23 protein-coding genes and 3 pseudogenes are annotated in these 24779 nt (G+C 69.2%); 14 read left to right on the top strand and 12 right to left on the bottom strand.

The window, feature by feature from the left end; translation table 11 throughout:
* Positions 1–17 precede the first annotated feature (17 nt).
* Entirely contained in the window at positions 18–614 is a 597-nt protein-coding gene (locus C6A87_RS20900) for an HhH-GPD-type base excision DNA repair protein (RefSeq protein ID WP_311114005.1), read from the top strand.
* Here the strand turns inward: C6A87_RS20900 and C6A87_RS20895 are convergent.
* A complete protein-coding gene (locus C6A87_RS20895) occupies positions 604–987 on the bottom strand; it encodes a recombinase family protein (RefSeq protein WP_311114004.1) in 384 nt (127 codons plus the stop codon). The genes C6A87_RS20900 and C6A87_RS20895 overlap by 11 nt on opposite strands.
* A 25-nt stretch (positions 988–1012) precedes the next feature.
* Entirely contained in the window at positions 1013–1678 is a 666-nt protein-coding gene (locus tag C6A87_RS20890) for a nitroreductase family protein (RefSeq protein ID WP_311114003.1), read from the bottom strand.
* A gap of 50 nt (positions 1679–1728) precedes the next feature.
* On the opposite strand from C6A87_RS20890, the gene C6A87_RS20885 reads away from it, so the two are divergent.
* The gene (locus C6A87_RS20885) at positions 1729–1875 is read left to right on the top strand and encodes a DUF1059 domain-containing protein (RefSeq protein WP_311114002.1); all 147 of its coding nucleotides are present in this window, start codon (positions 1729–1731) and stop codon (positions 1873–1875) included.
* Between the two features lie 64 nt (positions 1876–1939).
* On the opposite strand, the gene C6A87_RS20880 is transcribed toward C6A87_RS20885, so the two are convergent.
* The 3 genes from C6A87_RS20880 to C6A87_RS20870 all read right to left on the bottom strand — a co-directional run bounded on the left by C6A87_RS20880 (position 1940) and on the right by C6A87_RS20870 (position 4885).
* On the bottom strand, positions 1940–3136 hold the full coding sequence (locus C6A87_RS20880) for an IS30 family transposase (protein WP_311114001.1): 1197 nt from the start codon (positions 3134–3136) through the stop codon (positions 1940–1942).
* A gap of 94 nt (positions 3137–3230) precedes the next feature.
* Complete coding sequence (locus C6A87_RS20875) at positions 3231–4223, bottom strand: hypothetical protein (RefSeq protein WP_311114000.1); 993 nt, start codon at positions 4221–4223, stop codon at positions 3231–3233.
* Between the two features lie 62 nt (positions 4224–4285).
* Positions 4286–4885, bottom strand: coding sequence for a hypothetical protein (locus tag C6A87_RS20870; protein WP_311113999.1), 600 nt, complete (start codon positions 4883–4885; stop codon positions 4286–4288).
* A 198-nt stretch (positions 4886–5083) separates the two neighbouring features.
* Between C6A87_RS20870 and C6A87_RS20865 the strand changes: the two genes are divergently transcribed.
* Complete coding sequence (locus C6A87_RS20865; protein ID WP_311118024.1) at positions 5084–6283, top strand: mannosyltransferase; 1200 nt, start codon at positions 5084–5086, stop codon at positions 6281–6283.
* Here C6A87_RS20865 and C6A87_RS20860 read toward each other — a convergent pair.
* A complete protein-coding gene (locus tag C6A87_RS20860) occupies positions 6231–6512 on the bottom strand; it encodes a 4a-hydroxytetrahydrobiopterin dehydratase (RefSeq protein WP_311113998.1) in 282 nt (93 codons plus the stop codon). The two genes, C6A87_RS20865 and C6A87_RS20860, sit on opposite strands and share 53 nt — an antisense overlap.
* 27 nt (positions 6513–6539) lie before the next feature.
* On the opposite strand from C6A87_RS20860, the gene C6A87_RS20855 reads away from it, so the two are divergent.
* Positions 6540–6950: a (deoxy)nucleoside triphosphate pyrophosphohydrolase gene (locus C6A87_RS20855; RefSeq protein ID WP_311113997.1), complete on the top strand. Its 411-nt coding sequence runs from the start codon at positions 6540–6542 to the stop codon at positions 6948–6950.
* Positions 6951–7063: 113 nt separating this feature from the next.
* On the opposite strand, the gene C6A87_RS20850 is transcribed toward C6A87_RS20855, so the two are convergent.
* On the bottom strand, positions 7064–8650 hold the full coding sequence (locus tag C6A87_RS20850; RefSeq protein ID WP_311113996.1) for a PE-PPE domain-containing protein: 1587 nt from the start codon (positions 8648–8650) through the stop codon (positions 7064–7066).
* A gap of 411 nt (positions 8651–9061) precedes the next feature.
* Between C6A87_RS20850 and C6A87_RS20845 the strand changes: the two are divergent.
* The 4 genes and pseudogenes from C6A87_RS20845 to narI form a co-directional block, all read left to right on the top strand.
* Positions 9062–9334: pseudogene (locus tag C6A87_RS20845) on the top strand (hypothetical protein); the annotation flags it as partial.
* Entirely contained in the window at positions 9331–10986 is a 1656-nt protein-coding gene (narH, locus tag C6A87_RS20840; protein ID WP_311113995.1) for a nitrate reductase subunit beta, read from the top strand. The pseudogene C6A87_RS20845 and the gene narH, both read left to right, overlap by 4 nt.
* Positions 10983–11633, top strand: a complete 651-nt coding sequence (narJ, locus tag C6A87_RS20835) for a nitrate reductase molybdenum cofactor assembly chaperone (RefSeq protein WP_311113994.1) — start codon at positions 10983–10985, stop codon at positions 11631–11633. The genes narH and narJ overlap by 4 nt, the downstream gene beginning before the upstream one ends.
* Positions 11629–12366 (top strand): annotated as a pseudogene (narI, locus tag C6A87_RS20830) (respiratory nitrate reductase subunit gamma); the annotation flags it as partial. The gene narJ and the pseudogene narI, both read left to right, overlap by 5 nt.
* Before the next feature lie 13 nt (positions 12367–12379).
* Here the strand turns inward: narI and C6A87_RS20825 are convergent.
* The 3 genes and pseudogenes from C6A87_RS20825 to C6A87_RS20815 form a co-directional block, all read right to left on the bottom strand.
* Positions 12380–12902: pseudogene (locus tag C6A87_RS20825) on the bottom strand (DUF488 family protein).
* 14 nt (positions 12903–12916) lie between these two features.
* The gene (locus tag C6A87_RS20820) at positions 12917–13189 is read right to left on the bottom strand and encodes a hypothetical protein (protein WP_311113993.1); all 273 of its coding nucleotides are present in this window, start codon (positions 13187–13189) and stop codon (positions 12917–12919) included.
* Positions 13190–13279: 90 nt separating this feature from the next.
* Positions 13280–13447, bottom strand: coding sequence for a hypothetical protein (locus tag C6A87_RS20815; RefSeq protein WP_003931192.1), 168 nt, complete (start codon positions 13445–13447; stop codon positions 13280–13282).
* A 56-nt stretch (positions 13448–13503) separates the two neighbouring features.
* On the opposite strand from C6A87_RS20815, the gene typA reads away from it, so the two are divergent.
* Together typA and C6A87_RS20805 are read left to right on the top strand one after the other, a co-directional pair.
* Positions 13504–15411, top strand: coding sequence for a translational GTPase TypA (typA, locus tag C6A87_RS20810; protein ID WP_311113992.1), 1908 nt, complete (start codon positions 13504–13506; stop codon positions 15409–15411).
* 86 nt (positions 15412–15497) lie between these two features.
* A complete protein-coding gene (locus C6A87_RS20805; RefSeq protein WP_396837113.1) occupies positions 15498–17333 on the top strand; it encodes an ABC transporter family substrate-binding protein in 1836 nt (611 codons plus the stop codon).
* A 66-nt stretch (positions 17334–17399) separates the two neighbouring features.
* Here C6A87_RS20805 and C6A87_RS20800 read toward each other — a convergent pair whose 3' ends face one another.
* Positions 17400–18740, bottom strand: a complete 1341-nt coding sequence (locus C6A87_RS20800) for a hypothetical protein (RefSeq protein ID WP_311113990.1) — start codon at positions 18738–18740, stop codon at positions 17400–17402.
* A gap of 204 nt (positions 18741–18944) precedes the next feature.
* Between C6A87_RS20800 and mshB the strand changes: the two genes are divergently transcribed.
* The 4 genes from mshB (at position 18945) to C6A87_RS20780 (ending at position 24077) form a co-directional block, all read left to right on the top strand.
* Positions 18945–19799, top strand: a complete 855-nt coding sequence (mshB, locus tag C6A87_RS20795) for an N-acetyl-1-D-myo-inositol-2-amino-2-deoxy-alpha-D-glucopyranoside deacetylase (RefSeq protein WP_311113989.1) — start codon at positions 18945–18947, stop codon at positions 19797–19799.
* A 115-nt stretch (positions 19800–19914) separates the two neighbouring features.
* On the top strand, positions 19915–20373 hold the full coding sequence (locus tag C6A87_RS20790) for a hypothetical protein (protein WP_311113988.1): 459 nt from the start codon (positions 19915–19917) through the stop codon (positions 20371–20373).
* A gap of 96 nt (positions 20374–20469) precedes the next feature.
* Positions 20470–23049, top strand: a complete 2580-nt coding sequence (locus tag C6A87_RS20785) for a bifunctional FO biosynthesis protein CofGH (protein ID WP_311113987.1) — start codon at positions 20470–20472, stop codon at positions 23047–23049.
* Positions 23050–23168: 119 nt separating this feature from the next.
* Positions 23169–24077: a fumarylacetoacetate hydrolase family protein gene (locus C6A87_RS20780; protein WP_311113986.1), complete on the top strand. Its 909-nt coding sequence runs from the start codon at positions 23169–23171 to the stop codon at positions 24075–24077.
* 36 nt (positions 24078–24113) lie between these two features.
* Here C6A87_RS20780 and C6A87_RS20775 read toward each other — a convergent pair whose 3' ends face one another.
* Positions 24114–24671 carry a YceI family protein gene (locus C6A87_RS20775; RefSeq protein WP_311113985.1) on the bottom strand — a complete coding sequence of 186 codons (558 nt, stop codon included), beginning with the start codon at positions 24669–24671 and terminating at the stop codon, positions 24114–24116.
* Between the last annotated feature and the right edge of the window lie 108 nt (positions 24672–24779).

Here is a 24779-nt window from a genome sequence, read left to right as displayed (position 1 = left end):
CGCCGTAGGCTGCTGGCATGACTGCGAAGCTGTGCCTGGTTCAGGAGCCGGCGGCCGACGCGCTGCTGGAGGACAACCCGTTCGCACTTCTGGTCGGGATGCTGCTCGATCAGCAGATCCCGATGGAAGTGGCGTTCGGCGGGCCGAAGAAGATCGCCGACCGGATGGGCGGGTTCGACGCGCAGCTGATCGCCGACCATGACCCCGACAACTTCGCCGAGCTGTGCGCGCAAACGCCTGCGGTGCACCGGTTCCCGGGGTCGATGGCCAAGCGCGTGCAGGCGCTGGCGCAGGTGATCGTCGACGAGTACGGCGGCGACGTGACCGCGCTGTGGTCCGACGGCGCTGACGGCGCCGAGGTGCTGCGCAGGCTCAAGGCGCTCCCGGGATTCGGCGAGCAGAAGGCCAAGATCTTCCTCGCGCTGCTGGGCAAGCAGTACGGCGTCACCCCGCAGGGCTGGCAGGCCGCAGCCGGCGACTACGGCAAGACCGGCACCCACATGTCGGTGGCCGACGTGACCGATGCCGTGTCGCTGCAGCAGGTGCGCGCCTACAAGAAGGAAGCCAAGGCCAAAAACAAGGAAGCCAAGGCGGCCAAGTCCGTCAAGGCCTAGAGGCGGCCGGGCCTCGTACGTCGAGGGCGGCCAGGTCGGTCAGCACCCTGGCGACGACGCGCCCGGTCGCGTTCGCGGTGTCCAGTCCGTCGCGCAGGCACTGCAGCGTGATCCCGCGGCCGCTGAGATCGGCGACCGTCTGCGCCACCTCCGCCGCCGAGCGGCCCAGCCGGTCGATCGCCACCACCACGACGACGTCGCCGGATCGGGCATAGCTGAGCAGTGCCACCAGGCCCGCCCGCATCTTGTCCACCGGTCCCGCCGTCCGGTCGGTGAAGATCCGGCGCGGGTCCACGCCCGCGGCGGCGAGCTCGGCGAGCTGCTCGTCGAGGTCCCCGTCCGCGGCGGTGGCGTACCCCAGCGTGACCGTCACCGTTCCAAGGTCTCACGGTCCGCGCTCACGTCACCAGAGACTCGCCGTCAAACCGCTCCCAGGTGGTGAACTCCGCGACCGGCTTGCGGGTGAGCCTGGTGACCTGGCGCTGCGGCCTGCCGAGCGGCACCACCGCGGCGACCGCGTGGTCGTCGGGAATGCCCAACAGCTCCTTGACGCGCGGCTCCTCGGCCACGGCCATGGTCGTCAGGACGCCGCCGAAGCCCTCGTTGCGCGCGGCGAGCAGGACGTTCCACACGAACGGGTACACCGACGCACCGGAGATCAGCCCGATCCGGTCGAGATCCTGGTCCATCGCCGCGACCACGTTCAGGTCGACACACACCACGAGCACCACCGCGGAGGTGAGCAGTGGCGCCGTCATCTCGGCGGGCACCTCGGTCGCGGCCAGCTGGTCCGGGCTCACCTGCATGGACCGCAAGGGGTTCCACGGTCCCTCGCCGTTGCGTTTCTGCGCGGTGTAGCGGCGGGCGCCGGTCTCGGACAGCGCCGCCAGCGCCATGCGCGTGTCCCGTTCGCGTAGCGCGATGACGTGCAGGCCCTGACGGTTGCCGCCACTCGGGGCGAACCTTGCGTTGTCCAGGATCCGCGCCAGCACGTCGTCGGGAAGCGGGTCGTCGGTGAACCGCCGGACCGCGCCGGTGGTGCGCATGACGTCGTACAACTCCATGTTGTCGATCTTGTCTCATCGCGCGCCGGAGGCTGTGTCATTGTGAACGCATGAAGACTCACCTCAACTGCCCCTGCGGCGAAGCGATCACCGGTAAGGACGAGGACGACCTCGTGGAGAAGGCCCAGAAGCACCTGTCCGAGGTGCACCCCGGCCGCGACTACGACCGCGACGCGATCCTGTTCATGGCCTACTGATCACCGCGGAATAGCATTCCTGGTCGTGATCGCGGGGCTCAAAGTCAAGTGGTTATGGCAACGCTTAGGCCGCTTGGTTAATCAGGGCGGCCATGCGCTGGGCGGGGGTGTCGAGGTCAAGGGTGGGGCGTGGTCGGGTATTGAGTTTGTCGGCGACGGCTTGCAGGTCGGCTTTGGTGTAGCCGTTCAGATTGCTGCCCTTTTCAAACCAGTGGCGTAGCAGCCGGTTGGTGTTCTCGTTGCTGCCGCGCTGCCAGGGCGAGTGGGGATCGCAGAAGTACACCGGGGCTTGGAGCTGCAGCGAGATGTCCTGCCAGCGGGCCATTTCGCTGCCGCGGTCCCAGGTGATCGAGCGGCGCAGGTGATCGGGGAGTTCGGCCATTGCCTCGAGCATCGCCGTGGCGACCGCTTCGGAGGTGTGGTCGATGGGTAGGTGCAACAAGATGGTGAATCGAGTGCTGCGTTCGACCAGGGTGCCGATCGCGCTGGTGCCGCGGGCGCCGACGATCAGGTCGCCCTCCCAGTGCCCGGGTACGGCGCGATCGGCGGCTTCGGCGGGTCGCTGACTGATACGCAGCACGTCATCGAAGGTGCCGCGCCGTTGGGCATGCCCGCGCGGCTTACGCGCCGCTCGTCGAGTGGACAAGCATCGATGCAGATCAGCGCGCAACTGGCCACGAGCTTGTACATACAGGCTGCGGTAAATCGTCTCGTGGCTCACCCGTGCCAGCTTGTCATCGGGGTGATCACGGGCCAACACCTCAGCGATCAGCTTGGGGCTCCACCCGTCGTCCATCCACGCTTCGACCGCCGCGCACAGGTTCGGGTCAGACAGCTTGAACGACTTGGGCCGGCGCGCAGCCCGCGCGGCCCGGGCGTGGGCCACGTGGGCGTGGTAGTCCCCGTCGTCGGTGCGGTTGCGAGACACTTCGCGCCAGATGACCGAGCGATCTCGGCCCAGCTTCGCCCCGATCGCGGCGTAGCCCAACCCCGCGTCGAGACCCCGCATGATCACCACACGTTCGTCGAAACTGAGCCGCCGCCCCGGTCCACCGACCCGGGTCAGATCACCCGGTTCAGCCAAACCTGATCCACCGTTGCCATTGAGCAGTCGCATCGCGCCAGCCTTGCGCCACCACAGGTAGCCGGCCTGGAAAGACACGCCCAACTCCACAGCCGCGTGCTTGACCGGCGCACCAGCACACACCCGGTCGTAAAACTCGCGCCGAACCTCACACCCGAACCGCCGACCACTGGTCACTCAGCAACTCCTCAAACCGCCCGATGTTGCAATGACCGTATGAATCCGCCGGGCGAATCACGACCAGGAATGCTATTCCGGCGCAGTGGGGGGATTACGGGACGACGGTCGAGCCGATCGTCGGCATGAACTGGCACTGCTTCTCGGTGGTGGTGACCTGCCCGAAGATCGTCGACATGATGCTGCCGGACCCGGTGTCGGCGATCGCGGTCAGCGTGGTCGGCCCGTTCGCGTTCATGTCCGGGCGCGGCTTGAGGGTGACGCTGCCGGACTTGCCGGTGGTCAGGTTCACCCACGTGGCGTTCAGCGGCAACTTCTGCTCGGCGGCCGGGCCGGGGGTGCCGATCGCGGTGAACACGTACGCGGTCTGACCGGGGCCGGGACCGGGCAGCGGGATGGTCGCCGGGCCGGCCACCGAGATCGCGGTGGCGAGCACGTTGCCGCCGTCGGCGAGGCACCCGTTGCTGATCGACGGATACAGGAAGTCCTGGGTCACCGGTGCGTCCGGGCCGAGTCCGGGCGCTGCGCCGGGTGTGGCTGCCACCGGCGTGGCGACCTCCGGGGCGGGCGCGGGTGCGGGACCGGCGGCCGCCGGGTCGGGCGCCGGGCCGGGCGGCGCCGGAACCGCCGCGGGTGCGTGTGCCTCGGGCAGTGCGTGCGGCACGGCCTCGGGCACGGGGCCGACGACATGGGCGGGGTTCACCCCGGCGGGCAGGTGCGCCTCGGTGCCGGGCACCGCGCCGGTCGCCGGGACGTGCGCGACCGGCTGGGCGACGAAGGAGTTGACCGCCGACGCGACATCGCGTGACGGCTGCGGCGCCGCCATGTCCCCGGCGAACACGGCGGCGGCCGCCATCAGCATCGACGCCGCATTGGTGGGATCAGAGGCCGCCTGCTGGATCACCGGTCCGATGCTCTGCACGGCAGGCAGGCCGGGGGCCTGCAACCCGTCGATCGGCAACGGAGGCGCCGGTTCGGCGTGCGCCACTCCGGTGACGCCGGCCGTCAGCAGCAGAGCAGAGGTGCACACCGCCAGCCGGGTGGTGAGCGCGGTCGCCTTCGCTGAGATGAGCCGGGTCGTAGGCATGATCCCCCAATACATGGGTCGTTTACAGATGGTTTTCAGGTGGCTTCGGCGTGCGCCGAACGTCAGGGCAGGGCCGACAGCAGCGGCGCCGTGATCGGCATCGGAGCGGCCACCGGGGCCGCGGCAGGAGCGGCAGGAGCGGCTGCGCCGGTCGGCAGTAGGCCGGCCAGCGGAGCGCCCGCGGGCAGCAGCGAAGCCAGTCCGCCAGGAACGCCCAGCGAGTCGGTCAGCCCCGTCAGCGGGGACGCGGGGGCCGCGGGGGCGGTCGCCGGCACCGTGGTGGTGTTGCCGACCGGCACCGTGGTCACGTTGCCGCCGGGCAGCGCGGTCGCCCCGGGCAGCACGTTGGCCGGCTGCGGCAGGTTGATCGACGCGGTTGCGCCCGGTCCGGTGACCGGCGTGGCGGGCGTCGTGGTGGCCGTCGCGGCCGGCGTGGTGCCCATCAGGTTCGCGAAGCCCTGCATCAGCTGGGTGGCTGCGGCGGGGTTGGCGGCGAGCTGCTGCAGGAACTGCATGCCGGGGACCTCAGGCGCCGGCGCGGGCGCGGGAGCGGGCAGGGGCGCCGGCTGAGCGGCAGCGCCGGCGCTCAACGCGACGGCAGCGGACACCGCCCCCGCCGCGGCGATCATCGATGTGGCGAACAATTTCCGGGTGCGGTGCATGAAAGTTCTCCCATTTCCGTCGGTGGCGCTGTTGGGCCGTGAATGACACAGACGGCACGCCTTCACCCGAAGCTAGCCTGTTACTAGAGTTACTCAAGTGACAAGAGTGGCATTTATGGAACCGTTACGGAGGTGAAGGCGGACGGTGACCCACTCGCTAGAGTCGGGCGCATCGACACCACCGAACACCCCACCGGGATGACCGCCCGGCTGCGCGCGGCGGCGCCCGCCCTGCTGATGCTGAGCGTCGCGCTGCGGCTGGCCTGGACCTACCTCGTGCCCAACGGCGCGAACTTCGTCGACCTGCACGTCTACGTGGGCGGCGCCGCCGAACTCGACGGGCCCGGCACGCTGTACAGCTACGTCTACGGCGAGCAGACGCCGGACTTCCCGCTGCCGTTCACCTATCCGCCGTTCGCCGCGGTGGTGTTCTACCCGATGCAGCTACTGCCGTTCGGCCTGGTGGCGTTCGTGTGGCAGCTCGGCATCATCGCCGCGCTCTACGGCGTGGTGCGCCTCAGCCAGCGGCTGCTGACCTCGTCGTCGGCGCCGGGCGGCCGGCGTGTCGCGATGCTGTGGACCGCGGTCGGCATCTGGACCGAGCCGCTGCGCAGCACCTTCGACTACGGGCAGGTCAACGTGCTGCTCGTGCTGATGGTGCTCTACGCGGTCTACACCTCGAAGTGGTGGCTGTCCGGCCTGCTCGTCGGGTTGGCCGCCGGGGTCAAGCTCACACCCGCGGTGGCGGGGCTCTACTTCGTCGGTGCGCGCCGCTGGGCGGCGGTCGGGTTCTCCGCCGTCGTGTTCTTCCTGACGGTCGGCGTGTCGGCGTTGCTGGTCGGCGAGCAGACCCGGTTCTACTTCACCGACCTGCTCGGCGACGCCGACCGGGTGGGGCCGATCGGGACGTCGTTCAACCAGTCCTGGCGGGGCGGCATCTCCCGGATCCTCGGACACGACGCCGGCTACGGGCCCGTGGTGCTGGCCGGCATCGCGGTGACGGCCGTGCTCGCGGTGCTGGCCTGGCGGGCCATCGGCGGCGCCGACGACCGGCTGGGCGCCATCGTCATCGTTGAACTGTTCGGGCTGCTGCTGTCGCCGATCTCGTGGACCCACCACTGGGTGTGGTTGATCCCGCTGATGATCTGGCTGCTGCACGGCCCGCTGCGCCGGGAACTCGGGGCGAGGGTGCTCGGCTGGGGCTGGCTGGCGCTGACGCTGGTCGGCGTGCCGTGGCTGCTCAGCTTCGCCCAGCCGAGCATCTGGGTGATCCCGCGACCGTGGTACCTGGCGTGGGCCGGTCTGATCTACATCGCGGCGACGTTGGCGACGCTGGCCTGGATCGCTAGCCGAGGATCCCGTCGATATCGCGAGCCATCTGCACGTCCTTGTCGGTGATGCCGCCTTCGGAGTGCGTGACCAACGCGAAAGTCACAGTCCGCCAGCGGATGTCGATGTCCGGGTGGTGGTCCTTGGCCTCCGCGTGCTCGGCGACACGACGGACGGCGTCGATGCCGTCGAGGAACGCAGGGAACTTCACCGACCGGCGCAGGGCCCCGTCGGCACGTTCCCAGCCGTCGAGGTCGGACAGTGCGGCGTCGACCTGGTCATCCGATAACACAGCCATGGTCTCGACGGTATACCGTCTGGCGCAGTGTCGAACTTGATCGTGGTGGCCGGTGCGCTCGTCGAGCGCGGGGCGCTGCTGGTGGCCCAGCGCGCCCGCCCGCCGGAACTGGCCGGTCTCTGGGAACTGCCCGGCGGCAAGGTGGCCCCGGGGGAGAGCGACGAGAGCGCGTTGGCCCGGGAGTTGAACGAGGAGCTCGGCGTGGACGTGACGGTCGGGGCCCGACTCGGCGCCGAGGTCGCGTTGAGTCCCACCGCGAGTCTGCGCGCCTACGTGGTCACCCGCACCGGCGGAGTGGTGGCGCCGCACGACCACCGCGCGCTGCGCTGGGTGCACGGTGCCGAGATCGACGACCTGCCGTGGGTGCCCGCCGACCGGGCGTGGCTGCCGGACCTGGCCCGCCTGCTCGACGCAGCGGACTTCGCAGGATCTGACTGAAGCGCCAGGGGCAGCCGGGCGGCTCACGCCGTGTACGGCTTCCCTTGCGTCAATTGGTAGCCGGCAACGCTTTTCGAGGCCCGGCGGCCGTGGTGCAGGGTGGGGCTTGGTCGCTACGCGGCGGCGCGGTCGGAAGTGGCGTCGTCGGAGTCGGCTGCATCGGTGGAGTCCGAGGTGCCGGGTTGCCGCACCGTGTCTTCGGTGTCCTTCTCGTCCGTGGTGTCCGTGCTGTCCGTGCTGTCCGTGCTGTCCGTGCTGTCCGCCGGATCGTCGGCGTCCTGTTCGACGGCGTCCTGCTCCACAGCGTCTTGTTCGACGGCGTCTTGCTCGCTGCCGCCCGACAGTTCGTCCGCGTCCGCAGTCGCGTCCGTTGCCGCGTCCCCGTCCTCGTCCTGATGTCTTGAGCTGTCGCTGGATTCCTCGGCCGCCGTGGGTGTCTCGTCTTTGGCGGGCACCTTCGCCGGCTTGTCGAGGCGTTTGCCGGCAACCGTCTGGGAGTCGCTCAGCGGCGAAGCGCTCTCGGTGGAGGGGGTGACCGTCGGCGCGGCGGGGACCGCCGATTTGATTCCGAGCGCGTCGTGGATACCCTGACCGACCGCCTTGGCCAGGTCGGCGGTCAGCTTGAACGGGTTGATCAGCGGGATCAAGCGGGCGGGGGTGTCCTTGCCCATCGGGATGGTCCGGTCATACCCGGTGTCGATCAGCACCTTCAGCGTCGGCTCGATCAACAACATCAGCGGCTCGATGATCGCGGACGTGCGGGTGGCGGCTGCGAGATCGCGGATCGGCTGCAGCAGCGGAAGGTGCTTCGACGGGATCAGGACGTAGGTGTTGTCCCAGTCCTCGGGGTTGCCGTTCGGATCCTGACCCTTGCCCGGGTACTTCTGCACCGTCGACGAGGCCAGCAGCTCTTCGAACGACGCTTCACTGTGCGAACCCCAGGGGAAGGCCGCGCCGGTGGCGGAGGGGTCGGCATAGGTCAGGTGGGCGTAGAAGAAGCCCAGCGCCGCGTTGGCCGTCGCCAACAGATTGATCGGGTACAGCGGCGCGTCGGAGATGATGTCGTATTCGTAGGAGATGTCGGTCATCCGGTAACCGGTGTCGGTCGGGGTGGGCCCGTCGAAGGTGATGTCGAGGATCGGGACGGTGATGCCGTTGAACCGGGACCCGATCCCACCGTTGGGGCGGCTCCAGTTGCCGACCAGGACGATCTCAAGCTGGTCCGCATCCGGCACGATCTTGTCGTTGCCCACTGCGTAGTCCGGATCTGCGAGGTCACGTAGTTGGAGGTTGGTGATCCGGCCGCTCTGCGAGTACCCGAAGATGACCACCTTCTCCCCGGGCTCTGCGTGCAGCTGCTGCTGCAACGCGGCGTCGAGGTAATCCAGCCCCACGGCGGTCGACCGGTTGAAACTCATCGCGGTCAGCCCGCCGTAGACCGGCCAGAACTCCTCCGGGCCGTAGACGTTGCGGGCTTCGCAGGTCTCGGTTCCGCAGGTCGAATTGGGCTCGATGTAGCGCCGCATGGCATTGGCGACGTAGGACTCCTCGGGCCAGGGGCGGCCGCTGTTGCCCATGATCAGAGCAACGGGGTCGGCCAGCGCCGCCACCGCGGCGGTCAGAGACGAACCAATGGCCAGCACCGTCGCGCCGAGCACGGCAACGACGGTGACGAGCAGTGACCGGATGAACACACGCACTGAGCACACTCCAATCCGCCGACGACACCGCCGCGCTACTTGGCATGTTCGCACAGGACTCCAGTACTCGGTGCCTCAAGCGCGCGACGCCGCGCGCTGCGCTGGCTGCGCGGCGCCGGGCGTGGCTGCGTAACGAGCCCGGCACCGGACAGTGGCGTCCGCCGTGTCGGCGCGCAACCCCGCGACATACCAGGATCCGGCCATGTAACTGCGGTTTCGGCGCTTGGGTGGCGGTGCAGCTCACCCGGTGACGTGACCTGGTCTTTGCGTACCGAAAGTCCTGTGCCGCCGATTGTTTCGATCAACGGGAAACGCCGCGCGGACCCGGCGAGTTTGATTTGCTCAGGCGGTGAGCACGGCGACACTGCCGGAGACGGGTGCACTGCTGCTCAGGGACATGTCGCCGGCGTAGTGTGCCGGGCGATCGTCAGCCACCGGATGCCCGAAGGGGTGGTGTTCGTCTACCACGCGCAGGAGCGGGTGATCGACGTGCCGCTGACCGAGACCACGGGACGCCGCGGCGGCATCCACAACTCGTTGACCCGGCTGCTGGTCAAGCCGAGCCACCTCGCAGGCGGTTACGCCCAGACCGCGTTCGCGTTCAACTACCTGGGGCCCACAGGAAATCAGCGCGACGAGGTCACCGTCGTGCGTCGCCGCTCGCAGGAGGTGGTCTACCAGTGAAACCGATGGCGCAGATGGCGATGGTGATGAACCTGGACAAGTGCATCGGGTGCCACACCTGTTCGGTGACGTGCAAACAGGCGTGGACCAACCGGCCCGGCACTGAGTACGTGTGGTTCAACAACGTCGAGACCCGGCCGGGCCAGGGGTACCCGCGCACCTACGAGGATCAGGACCGCTGGCGCGGCGGCTGGGTCCGGGACCGGCGGGGCCGGCTGCGGCTGCGCGGCGGCGGACGCTTCGACAAACTGCTGCACATCTTCTCGAATCCGAAGTTGCCGTCGATCGACGACTACTACGAGCCGTGGACCTACGACTACGAGAACCTCACGAATGCTCCGCTGGGCGAACACATGCCGGTGGCGCCGCCGCGCAGCCTGATCACCGGCGAGTCGATGAAGGTCGAGTGGTCGGCGAACTGGGACGACGACCTCGGTGGGTCGCCGGAGATCGTGCCCGGCGATCCGGTGCTGCGGCAGGTCAGCGAACAGGTCCGGCTGGAACTCGAGCAGACGTTCATGTTCTACCTGCCGCGGATCTGTGAGCACTGCCTGAACCCATCGTGCGTCGCGTCCTGCCCGTCGGGCGCGATGTACAAACGCAGCGAGGACGGCATCGTGCTCGTCGACCAGGACCGCTGCCGCGGATGGCGGATGTGCGTGTCCGGATGTCCTTACAAGAAGGTGTATTTCAACCACAAGACCGGCAAGGCCGAGAAGTGCACGCTGTGCTATCCGCGCATCGAGGTGGGCCTGCCGACGGTGTGCTCGGAGACCTGCGTCGGCAGATTGCGCTACCTGGGTCTGGTGCTCTACGACGTGGACCGGGTGCTGGAGGCGGCCTCGGTGCCCGAGGACACCGATCTGTACGCTGCGCACCGGTCGATCCTGCTCGACCCCGAGGACCCCGAGGTGATCGCCGCCGCCCGTGCCGAGGGGATCTCCGACGAATGGATCGAGGCCGCCCAGCGTTCGCCCATCTACGCGCTGATCCAGCGCTATCAGGTGGCGCTGCCGCTGCATCCGGAATACCGCACCGTGCCGATGGTCTGGTACATCCCGCCGCTGTCACCGGTCGTGGACGCGGTCAGCCGCAGCGGTCACGACGGCGAGGAACTGGGCAACCTGTTCGGCGCGCTGGAGGCGCTGCGCATCCCGATCGAGTACCTGGCGGGCCTGTTCACCGCCGGCGACACCGCGGTGGTCGAGGGTGTGCTGCGCAGGCTGGCCGCGATGAGGTCCTACATGCGTGACATCAACCTGGGCCGGGTGACGCAACCGGAGATCCCGGAGTCGGTGGGCATGAGCGAGGAACAGATGTACGACATGTACCGGCTGCTGGCCCTGGCCAAATATGAAGAGCGCTACGTCATTCCGACCGCGTACGCCACCGACGGGCTGCCCGGGGTGGAGGAACCGGGCTGCTCACTGTCGTTCGAGGGTGGGCCCGGCATGTTCGAGTCCGGGCCGTTCGGCGAGGCCAGCGGGGTGCCGGTGCCCGTGGCGGTGGAGACGTTCCACGCGCTGCAGCACCGCCAGACCGGTGAGCACATGGGCGCCAACGACACCCGCCCCTCGCGGGTGAACCTGCTCAACTGGGACGGCCGCGGCGCGCCGCCGGGGATGTTCCCGCAGAACGGAGACCGGGGATGAGGCTGCGCAAGCGTTCCCCACTGGCGGACCGGCTGGCATGGCAGTGTGCGTCCCTGCTGCTGAGCTATCCGCGCCCGGGGCAGCTCGACACCGCCGCGGAGCTGCTGCGGCACGCCGAAGGCGCTGCAGCCGAGGAACTCTCGGTCGCGCTGCAGGCGTTGCGCGGCATCGACCCGATGGCTTCCGCCCAGCAGTACGTCGCGACCTTCGACATGCGGCGCCGGGCCACCATGTACCTGACGTACTGGACGGCGGGGGACACCCGCAACCGCGGCCGGGCGATGCTGGAGTTCGCCGATGCCTACCGGCGGGCCGGGGTGCTGATGCCCGAGGGTGAAGCGCCCGACCACCTGCCCGTGGTCCTCGAGTTCGCCGCGACCGTCGACCCCGATGCCGGACGGCGGTTGCTCGGGGAGCACCGGGTCGCCCTGGAGGTGCTGCTGCAGGCGCTCTCCGAGGCCGAGTCCCCGTACGCGCCCGCGGTGCGGGCGGTGCTGTCGACGCTGCGCGCGGCCACCGACGGTGATCTGCGCCGGGCCCGTCGGCTGGCCGCCGAGGGGCCCCCCGCCGAAGCCGTCGGGCTGCAGCCTTTCACGCTGACCGTCCCGCCGCGGCGTTCGGACGGCGATCCGGAAGGGGTCCGCTGACATGACCGGTGGGGAGATCTTCTGGGACGTCGTGCCGTACGTGACCCTGGCCGTCGTCGTCCTCGGCACGTGGTGGCGCTACCGCTACGACAAGTTCGGCTGGACCACCCGGTCGTCGCAGCTCTACGAGAGCCGGCTGCTGCGCATCGCCAGCCCGATGTTCCACTTCGGCATCCTGGTGGTCATCGTCGGGCACATCATCGGCCTCGTCATCCCCGAATCCTGGACGGACGCTGTCGGTTTGAGCAACGACGCCTATCACATCCAGGCGTTGGTGCTGGGCGCCATCGCGGGGCTGTGCACGCTGGTGGGTGTCATGCTGCTGATCTACCGGCGGCGCACCAGCGGTCCGGTGTTCATGGCGACCACCCGCAACGACAAGCTCATGTACGTGGTGCTGGTGCTGGCCATCGTCGCGGGCCTGGCCTGCACGCTGATCGGCGCCACACCCGTCGGCGCCGAGCACGACTACCGCCAGACCGTCTCACCGTGGTTCCGGTCGATCTGGGTGCTCCAGCCGCGCGGGGACCTGATGGTGGCGGCTCCGCTGTGGTTCCAGATCCACGCGACGCTCGGCCTGATCCTGTTCTGCCTGTGGCCGTTCACCCGGCTGGTGCACGCGTTCAGCGCCCCGGTCGGTTATCTGTTCCGCCCCTACATCGTCTACCGCAGCCGTGACGAGGCCGGAAGAGGTGAACTGCTCGGTTCGGCGCCGCACCGGCGCGGCTGGTGACGCAGGCCCGCGTTCACTCGGTCCAGTAGACCTGGCCGTCGGCGGCCACCCTGGCCGCGGGGGACAGGGGGTGGGGTATCAGCCTCCCGTCGTGCATCAGATGCAGAACCTCGGTGCCGCAGCGGAGTTCGGCGACGTCGGCGACGAGCCGGCGGTGACAACGCCACCACACCGACTCGCTGCACATCATCGCGGTGCGCCTGGCCCGCTGCCTGCTCGAGCAGCTCGTCGAGCGCCCGGCCGAAGGATTCGGTGCGTGTGTGGGCGGCGTAGGCGGCAAACTGCGCGACCCGCCACCACGTGTCGACCACGGGGGCGTCCGCGGGCAGCCGGCGGCGGCCGCCCAGATCCGGCTCCCAGCGGTAGTCCAGCCCGGCTGCCGGCGCCCAGGCCTGCAGCGCGTCGCGATCCATGTCGGGATTGCGCCGGCTCCCCGGGAACCGGCGGATGTCCACGATGTCGGCCACCCCGGCCGCGGTGAGCAGCCCGGCGAGCCCGGCAGGGTCGAGGGTGCCGTGCCCCACCGAGAGCAGGATCCGCTGTGGCGGTGTCAGTAGCGCAGCCGGTCCCGCGCGACCCGGACGTCGGAACGGGCGCCGCGGTGGTGCATCGCGTGGATCGGATGGGTCAACACCGGGTGGCGGCAGTGCGGGCACGACGCCTGACTGCGATTGGCCGAACTGAACGTCAGGTGACGGCACTCGCTACATCGCACGATGTAGAAGGCGCCGATCCAGTTGGCCAGCCCGAGGAAGATCGCCAGGGTCGTCAGGGTGGCGAGCACCGTGATCAGGACGATGGTGAGCACCGAGTAAACCGTCATGACCCACCTCCAGAAGACGTCTGACGGGTGCCCTCAACGGTACGCCCGCGGACGGTCGAAATACCCGGGATTCGGCGGTGAATCCGCCGGTCAGGCCTTTCTGGCGCGCTTGTAGACCTTCTCCAGTTCCTTGCCCCGCAATCCGTTGAGTTCGGCCTTGTGGACCTTGTGCAGGACCAGGGGGCAGCGCTTGCACCGAGGCTTGCTGCGGCAGCACTTTTTCTTCGGCTTGACGCCGCTGAGCTTGGTGGCTTTCACGTGACGGGAATCTCTCGTTTTCGCGATCGGTGCAGTGCACTGCGACAATCACCGACGTGACTTCTCGTCCGGACTTTCGCAACGTCGCCATTGTGGCCCACGTCGACCACGGCAAGACCACCCTGGTCGACGCCATGCTGCGACAGTCCGGTGCGCTGACGCACCGCGGTGACGACGCCGTCGAGCGCCTGATGGACTCTGGTGACCTGGAAAAGGAAAAGGGCATCACGATCCTGGCGAAGAACACCGCCGTGCACCGCAAACACCCCGACGGCAGCATGACGATCATCAACGTCATCGACACCCCGGGGCACGCGGATTTCGGCGGTGAGGTCGAGCGCGGCCTGTCCATGGTCGACGGCGTGGTGCTGCTGGTCGACGCCTCCGAGGGCCCGCTGCCGCAGACCCGCTTCGTGCTGCGTAAGGCGCTCCAGGCGCACCTGCCGGTGATCCTGGTCGTGAACAAGACCGACCGGCCGGACGCGCGCATCGCCGAGGTCGTCTCGGAAAGCCACGACCTGCTGCTCGACGTGGCATCCGACCTCGACGACGACGCGCAGAAGGCCGCCGAGGCGGCCCTCGGTCTGCCGGTGCTCTACGCGTCGGGCCGCGCCGGTATCGCCAGCACCACCGAACCCCCCAACGGGGAGAACCCCGACGGGGAGAACCTCGACCCGCTCTTCGACGTGCTGCTCGAGCACATCCCGCCGCCGCAGGGCGATCCGGAGGCCCCGCTGCAGGCGCTGGTCACCAACCTCGACGCATCGGCCTTCCTCGGCCGCCTCGCGCTGATCCGCATCTACAAGGGCCGCATCCGCAAGGGCCAGCAGGTGGCCTGGATGCGTGAGGTCGACGGGCACCCGGTCATCACGAACGCCAAGATCACCGAACTGCTGGTGACCGAAGGCGTGGAACGCACCGCCACCGACGAAGCCGTCGCAGGCGACATCGTCGCGGTCGCGGGCATGCCGGAGATCATGATCGGCGACACGCTCGCCGACCCGGAACACGCGCACGCGCTGCCCCGCATCACCGTCGACGAGCCCGCGATCTCGGTGACGATCGGCACCAACAGCTCGCCGCTGGCCGGCAAGGTGTCGGGTCACAAGCTGACCGCGCGAATGGTCAAGTCGCGGCTGGATTCCGAGCTGGTGGGCAACGTGTCCATCAAGGTCGTCGACATCGGCCGACCCGACGCGTGGGAGGTGCAGGGCCGCGGTGAGCTGGCGCTGGCGATCCTCGTCGAGCAGATGCGCCGCGAGGGCTTCGAGCTCACCGTGGGCAAGCCGCAGGTGGTCACCCAGACGATCGACGGCAAGCTGCACGAGCCCTACGAGGCGATGACGATCGACTGCCCCGAGGAGTTCGTCGGTGCCGTCACGCAGTTGATGGCGGGCCGCAAGGGCCGGATGGAAGACATGGCCAACCATGCCGCCGGCTGGGTCCGGATGGACTTCATCGTGCCCAGCCGTGGCCTGATCGGGTTCCGGACGGACTTCCTGACGCTGACCCGGGGTACCGGCATCGCCAACGCGGTGTTCGACGGTTACCGGCCGTGGGCAGGGGAGATCCGCGCCCGCCACACCGGCTCGCTGGTGTCCGACCGCAGCGGCACGGTGACGCCGTTCGCGATGATCCAGCTCGCCGACCGCGGCCAGTTCTTCGTCGCCCCCGGCGACGACACCTACGAGGGCCAGGTCGTCGGGATCAACCCCCGCGCCGAGGATCTCGACGTGAACGTGACCCGCGAGAAGAAGCTGACGAACATGCGGTCCTCGACCGCCGACGTGATGGAGACGCTGGCCCGTCCGCTCGAGCTCGACCTGGAGAAGGCGATGGAGTTCTGCGCGGCCGACGAGTGCGTCGAGGTCACCCCCGAGATCGTGCGGGTGCGCAAGGTGGAGTTGACGGCGTCGCTGCGGGCCCGGGCCAAGTCGCGGGCCAAGCAGCAGGCCAACAGCTGATCCCGGCGGGGACCGCCGCCGTGGTTAATCTGTAGAGCATGCCGACGACCCTGCGCTCTGTCAGCGTCGGCCTCACCGCGATCGGGATGACGTTAGCCCTGGTCACGGGGTGTACGGCGAGTCCCCCGCCGGCGCCTCAGAGCACCGACACCACCGAGATGACCCCGCCGCCGCCGATGAAGGCGACCCAGATCATCATGGCGATCGACTCGATCGGGCCCGGGTTCAACTCGCACCTGCTGTCCGACCAGTCCCCGGTCAATGCGGCGATCAGCTCACTGGTGCTGCCCAGTTCGTTCCGGCCGATCGCGGATTCCAGCACCCCGACGGGATCCCGCTGGGAACTGGACACCTCCCTGCTGGTGTCGGCGGAGGTCACCGACGAGGCGCCGTTCACGGTCACCTACAAGATCCGGCCCGAGGCGCAGTGGACCGACAACGCGCCGATCGGCGCCGACGACTACTGGTACCTGTGGCGGCAGATGGTCAGCCAACCCGGCGCCGCGGACCCGGCAGGCTACGACCTCATCACCGGGGTGCAGTCCGTGGAGGGCGGCAAGACCGCCGTCGTCACCTTCGCGCAGCCGTATCCGGCGTGGCGGGAGTTGTTCAACGACATCCTGCCCGCCCACATCGTCAAGGACGTCCCGGGCGGGTTCGCCGCGGGGCTGGCCCAGACCCTGCCGGTGACCGGCGGGCAGTTCCGGGTCGACAACATCGACCCGCAGCGCGACGAGATCCTGCTGGCCCGCAACGACCGCTACTGGGGCACACCCGCCGTTCCGGATCTCATCCTGTTCCGCCGCGCCGGCGCGCCTGCCGCGCTGGCCGATTCCATCCGCAACGGCGACACCCAGGTCGCCCAGGTGCACGGCGGGTCGGCGGTGTTCGCCCAGCTCTCCGCGATCCCCGACGTGCGCACCGCGCGGATCGTCACCCCGCGCGTGATGCACCTGACGTTGCGCGCCCAGCAGCCTTCGCTGACCGACCCGCTGGTGCGCAAGGCGGTGTTGGGTCTGTTGGACGTCGACCTGCTCGCCGCGGTCGGGGCCGGCGACGACAACACCGTGACCCTGGCTCAGGCGCAGGTGCGCTCGCCCTCGGATCCCGGCTACGTGCCGACGGCACCGCCGGCGATGACCCGGGACGAGGCGATGTCGCTGCTGGCCGAGGCCGGCTATGAGATCGAATCCGCGCCGGAGACCGACCCGCCCGCGCCGGTTCCGCCGGAGAACAACCGCGGCAGCCTCACCAAGGACGGGCAACCGCTGACCATGGTGCTGGGCGTCGCCGCGAACGACCCGACCTCGGTCGCGGTCGCCAACACCGCCGCCGACCAGCTGCGCAACGTCGGGATCGCCGCGTCGGTGGCGGCGCTGGACCCGGTGACCCTGTACGGGGACGCGCTGGTCAACAACCAGGTCGACGCGGTGGTCGGCTGGCACCCCGCCGGAGGCGACCTGGCCACGTCACTGGCCTCGCGCTACGGATGTCCGGCTCTGGAGGCCACCGCGGTGGCGACCGCGCCCGGTGCCCCGGCCCCGGACACACCGGACACCACCGAGCCGGCCCCGGAGGGCACGCCGTCCGGGCAGACCCCGTCCCAGACGCCGGCCACCCAGACCCCGCCCACCGAGACGCCGGGATCGGACCGGCTGGTGCAGGCGCCCAGCAACATCACCGGTATCTGCGACCCCGGTATCCAGCCCCGCATCGACGCCGCGCTGCACGGCACCGCCGACATCGCCGAGGTGATCTCCGAGGTCGAGCCAAAGCTGTGGGACATGGCCACGGTGCTGCCGATCCTGCAGGACACCACGATCGTCGCGGCCGGCCCGAGCGTGCAGGACGTCAGCCTGACCGGCGCCGTGCCGGTCGGCATCGTCGGCGACGCAGGCACCTGGGTCAAACTGCCGCAGTAGACCTGCGGCACAGCGCGGGCCCCCGCACCGGGGGGCGATGCGGGGGCCTGCCTGCGATGCGCCGGGCTACTCGTCGCCCGAGTCACCTCCGTCGGATCCGCCGGAGTCGGCGCCGTCGCCCGCCGCACCCGAGGGCGCGTCGTCGTCATCGTTGTCGTCAGCGTCAGCGTCAGCGTCGGTGTCGGTGTCGTCCGTGTCGGTTTCGGTCTCGTCGGTCAGCTCATCCTCGGCACCGGTGTCCTCGTCGGTCTCCTCCGGGTCGGGCACCGTGGTGTCCTCGGGCACCGTGGTGTCCTCGGCCCCCGTGCCGTCGTCGGTCGTCGGATCCGTTTCCTCGGCCGTGTCCTCCTCTGGGGTGTCGACGACCGCGGCGGCCGGTTCCTCCGGTGCGGTCGGGACCGGGGCAGCGGTTTCGGACTCGGCAACCGTCTCTGTCCCGGCGGCGGCGTCCTCGGTCTGCACGGCGGTCAGCGCGAACATCGTGCCTCCACCGACCTCGGGATCGGAGACTTCGTCGGCGGCGACGCGGGCGGCTGCCGGCACGACTTCCGGGGTGATGGCCGCGGCGAGGGCCTTGGGCAGGGTCACGAACAACGCCTGCAGCAGGCCACCCTGGAGGGGATCCTCACTGAACGAAAAGATGCCCGGCATCCAGGTCCCGTCGAACTTGGTGAAGCCGTTGAGGGCCGCACCGATCACGACTGCGGGAAGGTTGATCAGATTGATCACCGAGTCGATGAGCTTCCCTTCCATGAGGGAGTCGAACGCGGCTTGCAGCGTCTCGCCGGTCGCCGCCAGCGATCCCATCACCGGAGCCACCGCGCCCAGCACGAGCGGCAGCATGGTCTCCAGGTTCAACAGCGTCTTCACGAGGTTGGCGGCGTTCTGCGTGATCTTCACGGGAACATCCAGCAGCCCCGATGTGAAGATCGGAAAACCGATGTTGAAGATCGGTCCGGTCACCAGCGCGTCGGTCAGCGAGTTGAACGCGGCGGCGATCTCGCCCTGGAACAGTTGCTCGACCGCGTCACCCAGTTGGGACCACAGGCTGAATTCGCTGCTGAAATCCAGGTATTGCAGTGCGCCGTCGACGGCGCCGCCGACCGCGGAGACCAGAGTTCCGCCGTAGCCGAGACCATTGATGAGTGCCTGGCGCAGCAGCGGGAACGGATCCTGCAGCCATGCGTTGCCCAGCCCGCCCAGGTTCTCGGCCGCGCCCGTGAAGACGTTGACCCATGCGGCAATGGGATTGACCGCGGCGGACAGGTCTACCTGGACCGACGAGATCGGTGGGGCGGTCGCTGTCAGGGTGCCCGGTGGCGGCGCGATCGTCGGTGCGATGGCGATGGCGCTTGCGCCGGCCAGTGCGACTCCCGCGGTGAGGTATGAGCGAACCGTGATGTCCATGAGATCCCTTCAAGACAGAACTGTGATGTTGGACACAGCGGACCTTACATGCGCGTTAATTAAATTAGTGGCATTTACCGCCATTCGGCAGTGGCATGCTCAAATTTGCTCGGCCGCAGGGTCCAAATCCTCACCGGATAAGTCACCTTCGTATTCGGTGGCTGCGCTTTTGCTCGCGTGGGGTGACCGGGCAAGCTGAACGGAATGGAGACCCCGCGGCTGCTGTTCGTGCACGCACACCCCGACGACGAAACCCTGACCACCGGCGCGACCATCGCGCACTACGCCGAGCGCGGTGCGCAGGTGCAGGTCCTGACCTGCACGCTGGGGGAGGAGGGCGAGGTGATCGGTGACCGCTGGGCGCAGCTCGCGGTCGACCACGCCGACCAGCTCGGCGGCTACCGCATCGGCGAACTCACCGCCGCACTGGCGCAGCTCGGTGTCGACCGGCCGCGCTATCTGGGTGGCGCGGGCCGCTGGCGCGACTCCGGTATGGAAGGCACCCCGCCCCGGCGGCAGGAGCGTTTCGTCGACGGAGACTTCGCCGAGCAGACCGCCGTGCTGGCCGCGGTGGTCGACGACCTGCGGCCGCACGTCGTGGTCACCTACGACCCGAACGGCGGGTACGGCCACCCCGACCACATCCACACCCACCGGGTCACGACGGCCGCCGTGAAAGCCGCGGCATGGTCGGTGCCGAAGTTCTACTGGACGGTGACGTCAGCTTCGGCACTGGTCGCCGGGCTGGCCGAACTCGGCGACGTGCCCGAGGGGTGGATCCGCATCCCGGCCGACGACCTGCCACTGGTCGGCTATCCCGACGACGCGATCGACGCGGCACTCGACCTCAAGGCGCACTCCGCGGCCCGGGTCGCCGCGCTGCGCGCCCACGAGACCCAGGTCAGCGTCGCGCCGGACGGGCGCGCATTCGCGCTGTCGAACAACATCGCCTTGCCGGTCGACTCGACGGAGTACTACAAGCTGGCCGCAGGGGAGGCCGGTGACCGCGACGAGCGCGGCTGGGAAACGGATCTGCTGTCCGGGCTGTCCGTCGGTTGACACGGCGTTGCGGAGGGTAAGCTGCCCGCAACCGAGCGCGGACGGAAGGGAAGCACATGGACCAGGACCTGGATCCCAACCTGCAGCATTGGCAGGACCGCCTCGACAGCTTCCAATGGGTGGTCGGCTCGCTCGTCTCGGTGCTCGACAGCATCCCGACCTGACAGCCCCGGCCCGGCCGGCATCGTCCCGGCTACGTGTTCTCGTGCTGTCCCTGCTCGCCCTCGACGGCGTGCTCTCGGCCGTGCTGGCCATCTTCTTCCTGCCGTGGCGCATCGGCACGGTGCCGGCACCCTTCAGCGCGCTGCTCAGCGGTCTGCTGAACGTGGCGCTGGTGTGGGCGGCCCTGCAGTGGACGTCGGCGCCGCGGCTGGCGGCATTGCCGCTGTGGACCTGGCTGGCCACGGTTGTGCTGTTCACCGTGGTGGGTCCCGGTGACGACGCCGTCTTCGGCGGAGTCGGGATCATGGAGTTCGGCCCGGTGCTGCTGGTGGCCCTCGGGGCCGGGCCCGCCGCGTGGTTGTTGACGCGGAACCCGACGGCGGGGGCAGGCACCGCGAGCCGGATCAGGTGACTACTGTGATCCCTATGTCAGGCGGATGGCAGACGCATTCTGTTTCAGAGAGTGAGACGCGTGGATGATCCGCGAGGACGCCGGGGTTATAGGGAAGTGGCTCTGAACCCCCAGCACGGTGCCGATCTGCCCAACCCGGTAGTTCCTCCCAGGCCCGGTGCGCCGAGCCCGGCCGCACTGCGGCGGGTGCTCCGGCGCGCCCGCGACGGCGTGGCACTCAACGTCGACGAGGCCGCGATCGCGATGACCGCGCGCGGCGACGATCTCGTGGACCTGTGCGCGTCGGCGGCCCGGGTGCGCGACGCCGGTCTCGATGCCGCCGGTCGGCGCGGTGCCACGGGACGGCTGCCCGTCAGTTACTCGCGCAAGGTCTTCATCCCCGTCACCCACCTGTGCCGCGACAAGTGCCACTACTGCACGTTCGTCACTGTGCCCGGCAAGCTGCGCGCCGAGGGCCGGGGCATGTTCATGGAGGCTGACGAGATCCTCGACGTCGCCCGCCGGGGTGCCGAATTGGGTTGCAAGGAAGCGCTTTTCACCCTGGGCGACCGGCCCGAGGATCGCTGGGACGAGGCGCGGCAGTGGCTCGACGAGCGTGGCTACGACTCGACCCTGGACTACGTGCGGGCGATGGCGATCCGGGTGCTCGAAGAGACCGGGCTGCTGCCGCACCTGAACCCGGGCGTGATGTCCTGGTCGGAGTTGTCGCGGCTCAAGCCGGTGGCGCCGTCGATGGGCATGATGCTGGAGACCACGTCGCGGCGGCTGTTCGAGACCAAGGGGCTGGCTCACTACGGCAGCCCCGACAAGGATCCCGTGGTGCGGTTGCGTGCGCTCGACGACGCGGGCCGGCTGTCGATCCCGTTCACCACCGGTCTGCTGGTGGGCATCGGCGAGACGCTGACCGAGCGGGCCGAGACCGTGCACGCGATCCGCCGCTCGCACAAGGAGTTCGGCCACGTCCAGGAAGTGATCGTGCAGAACTTCCGTGCCAAGGACCACACCGCCATGGCCGACGTGCCCGATGCCGGGCTGGACGATTTCCTGGCGACCATCGCGGTGACCCGACTGGTGATGGGCCCCAAAGTGCGTATCCAGGCGCCGCCGAATCTGGTGTCGCGCCGGGAATGCCTCGCGCTGATCGCCGCAGGCGTCGACGACTGGGGTGGGGTCTCGCCGCTGACGCCCGACCACGTCAACCCGGAGCGGCCCTGGCCCGCGCTGGACGAATTGGCCGCGGTCACCGCCGAAGCCGGCTACGACCTGGTCCAACGGCTGACCGCCCAGCCGCAGTACGTGCAGGCCGGTGCGGCGTGGATCGATCCGCGGGTGTACGGGCACGTCGCCGCGCTGGCCGACCCGGACACCGGTTACGCGCTGGACGTCAACCCGGTGGGCCACCCGTGGCAGGAGCCCGACGAGGCCACCGAATCGCTGGGTCGCACCGATCTGCACACCGCGATCGACACCGAGGGCCGGCTGACCGAGACCCGCAGCGACCTCGGCAGCGCGTTCGGTGACTGGGAGTCCATCCGGGCCAAGGTGAACGAGCTGGCCGCCCGCGCGCCCGAACGTGTCGACACCGATGTGCTCGCCGCATTGCGCTCGGCCGAACGGGATCCGGCGGGCTGCTCCGACGACGAGTACCTCGCGCTGGCCACCGCCGACGGACCCGCGCTGGAAGCCGTGACCGCACTTGCCGATTCGCTGCGCCGTGACGTCGTCGGCGATGACGTCACATTCGTGGTGAACCGCAACATCAACTTCACCAACATCTGCTACACCGGCTGCCGATTCTGCGCGTTCGCGCAACGCAAGGGCGACGCCGACGCGTACTCGCTGTCCACCGACGAGGTGGCCGAACGCGCCTGGGAGGCGCACGTGGCCGGCGCCACCGAGGTGTGCATGCAAGGCGGCATCGACCCGGAACTGCCCGTGACCGGTTATGCCGATCTGGTGCGGGCGGTCAAGGCGCGGGTGCCGTCGATGCACGTGCACGCGTTCTCGCCGATGGAGATCGCCAACGGCGTCACCAAGAGCGGACTCTCGATCCGGGAGTGGCTGACGTCGCTGCGTGAGGCGGGCCTGGACACCATCCCCGGCACCGCTGCCGAGATCCTCGACGACGAGGTGCGCTGGGTGCTGACCAAGGGCAAGCTGCCGACGTCGATGTGGATCGACGTCGTGACCACCGCGCACGAGGTCGGGCTGCGGTCGAGCTCGACGATGATGTACGGCCACGTCGACACCCCGCGGCACTGGGTCGGGCATCTCAACGTGCTGCGCGGCATCCAGGACCGCACCGGCGGGTTCACCGAGTTCGTGCCGCTGCCGTTCGTGCACCAGTCCTCGCCGCTGTACCTGGCCGGTGGGGCGCGGCCGGGGCCCACCCACCGGGACAACCGGGCGGTGCACGCGCTGGCGCGAATCATGTTGCACGGCAGGATCCCCAGCATTCAGACCAGCTGGGTCAAGCTCGGCGTCGAGCGCACCCAGGTGATGCTGCGCGGCGGCGCCAACGATCTCGGCGGCACGCTGATGGAGGAGACCATCTCCCGGATGGCCGGCTCGGAGAACGGCTCGGCCAAGACCGTGGCCGAGCTCGTCGCGATCGCCGAGGGGATCGGCCGCCCGGCACGCCAGCGGACCACGGACTACACCCCGCTCGCGGCCTGACCTCCACCCCCGAGTTGGGGCGAGCGTGCGTGTCTGCGGCCGACACGCCGCGCAAAAGTCCGACAACGCGCACGCTCGCGGACCTGCGTGCCAAAGCAGGCTCCTGGTAGGACGGAACCATGAAGCTGCGACGGGTGCTCACCGACGGCGGGTTGGAAGTGCAGTCTCTGGGAGCCGACGGCGCATGGGTGCGCACCGAGGACACCTCGCCGCTGGGCGGTGTGGTGTTCGACGCCGGGTGGGAGCTGGCCGCTGCGCAGCGCCATCACGACCTCGCCGGCCAGGTGCTGCCGTTCCAGCCGGCGTCGTTTCGCGACTTCATGCTCTCCGAGGCACACGCCACCGACGCGGCGCGCGGACTGGTGCGGCGCTTCCATCCCCGCCAGTCGCGGGCCGCCGCGGCGATCGAGAAGGTGACCGGCAGGCCGTTCCCGCTGTTCCGGCCCAAGCCCCTGTTCTACCGCCAGCCGATCTACTACATGTCGAACCACCTGAGCTTCGTGCCCAGCGGCACACCGGTGGCGTTCCCGTCGTACTCCACGGCGCTGGACTTCGAACTGGAGGTCGGCTTCGTCCTCAAGGCGCCGCTGTTCAACGCCACGCCCGACGAGGCGCTCGCGGCGATCGGCGCGTTCGTCGTCGTCAACGACTTCAGCGCCCGCGATGTACAACGCGCCGAGATGGCCACCGGGCTGGGCCCGCAGAAGGCCAAGCACTTCGCCTCGTCGATGTCCGCGGTGGCGGTCACCGCCGACGAGATCCTGCCGCGACTGGAGGCTCTCACCGGGACGGTCACCATCAACGGAGCTCAGGTCGGCGAGGTCTCCAGCAGCGGCCTGCAGTGGTCGGTCGGCGACGTGCTCGCACACGCGTCCCGGGACGAAAGGCTGTATCCCGGTGAGTTGTTCGCCACCGGCACGCTGCCGGGCGGCAGTGGCATGGAAATCGGACGCTGGCTACGGCCGGGTGACGAACTGAGACTGACCATCGACCAGATCGGTGACGTCAGCCATCGGATACTGGCGTGAAACCCGCTGTGAAACAGCGGGTTTCACGGCCCACAGTCAGGGTTTCCGGACGGCCTCGATCTCGAGGGTGATCGTCACCTTGTCGCCGATCACTGCTCCGCCGGTCTCCAGCGGCATGTCGATGTCGATGCCGAACTCCTTGCGGTTCAACGTCACCGAGGCCGTGAAACCGGCGACCTCGCCGTTGCCCATGCCGGGGTTGGTGCCGTTGAACTCCAGGGTCAGCGAGACCGGGCGGGTCACGCCCTTGAGGGTGAAGTCGCCGTCGAGGACGTAGTCGTCACCGGCGGCCTGGACGGCGGCCTGGACGGCGGTCGAGGTGAAGGTCGCGGCCGGGAACTTCTCGGTGTCGAAGAAGTCCGCCGAGCGCAGGTGCGCGTCGCGCTGTTCGTTGCGGGAGTCGACGGAGTCGACAGCGATCTCGGCGCTTACCGCCGGTACGCCGTTCTCGTCGACGGTGATCGCGCCGTCGAAGGTGCCGAAGACGCCCCGGACCCGGCTCACCATCAGGTGGCGGACGGAGAAGGCGATCGACGAGTGGGCCGGGTCGATGGCCCAGGTTCCGGTGGGTAGTGCCGTGGTGGTCGTGGTCATGGTGTCCCTTGCGTTCGAGGTGGGTCGGCGGACCGACGGTTACCTCGGGATCAAGCGGACCGCAGTCCGAATTTATTCCCGACATCCGACACTTTCGAGACCGTGCCG

The organism is Mycobacterium sp. ITM-2016-00317 (genome assembly GCF_002968295.1).
Taxonomy (GTDB): domain Bacteria; phylum Actinomycetota; class Actinomycetes; order Mycobacteriales; family Mycobacteriaceae; genus Mycobacterium.
This window is presented reverse-complemented; position numbering and strand designations above follow the sequence as displayed.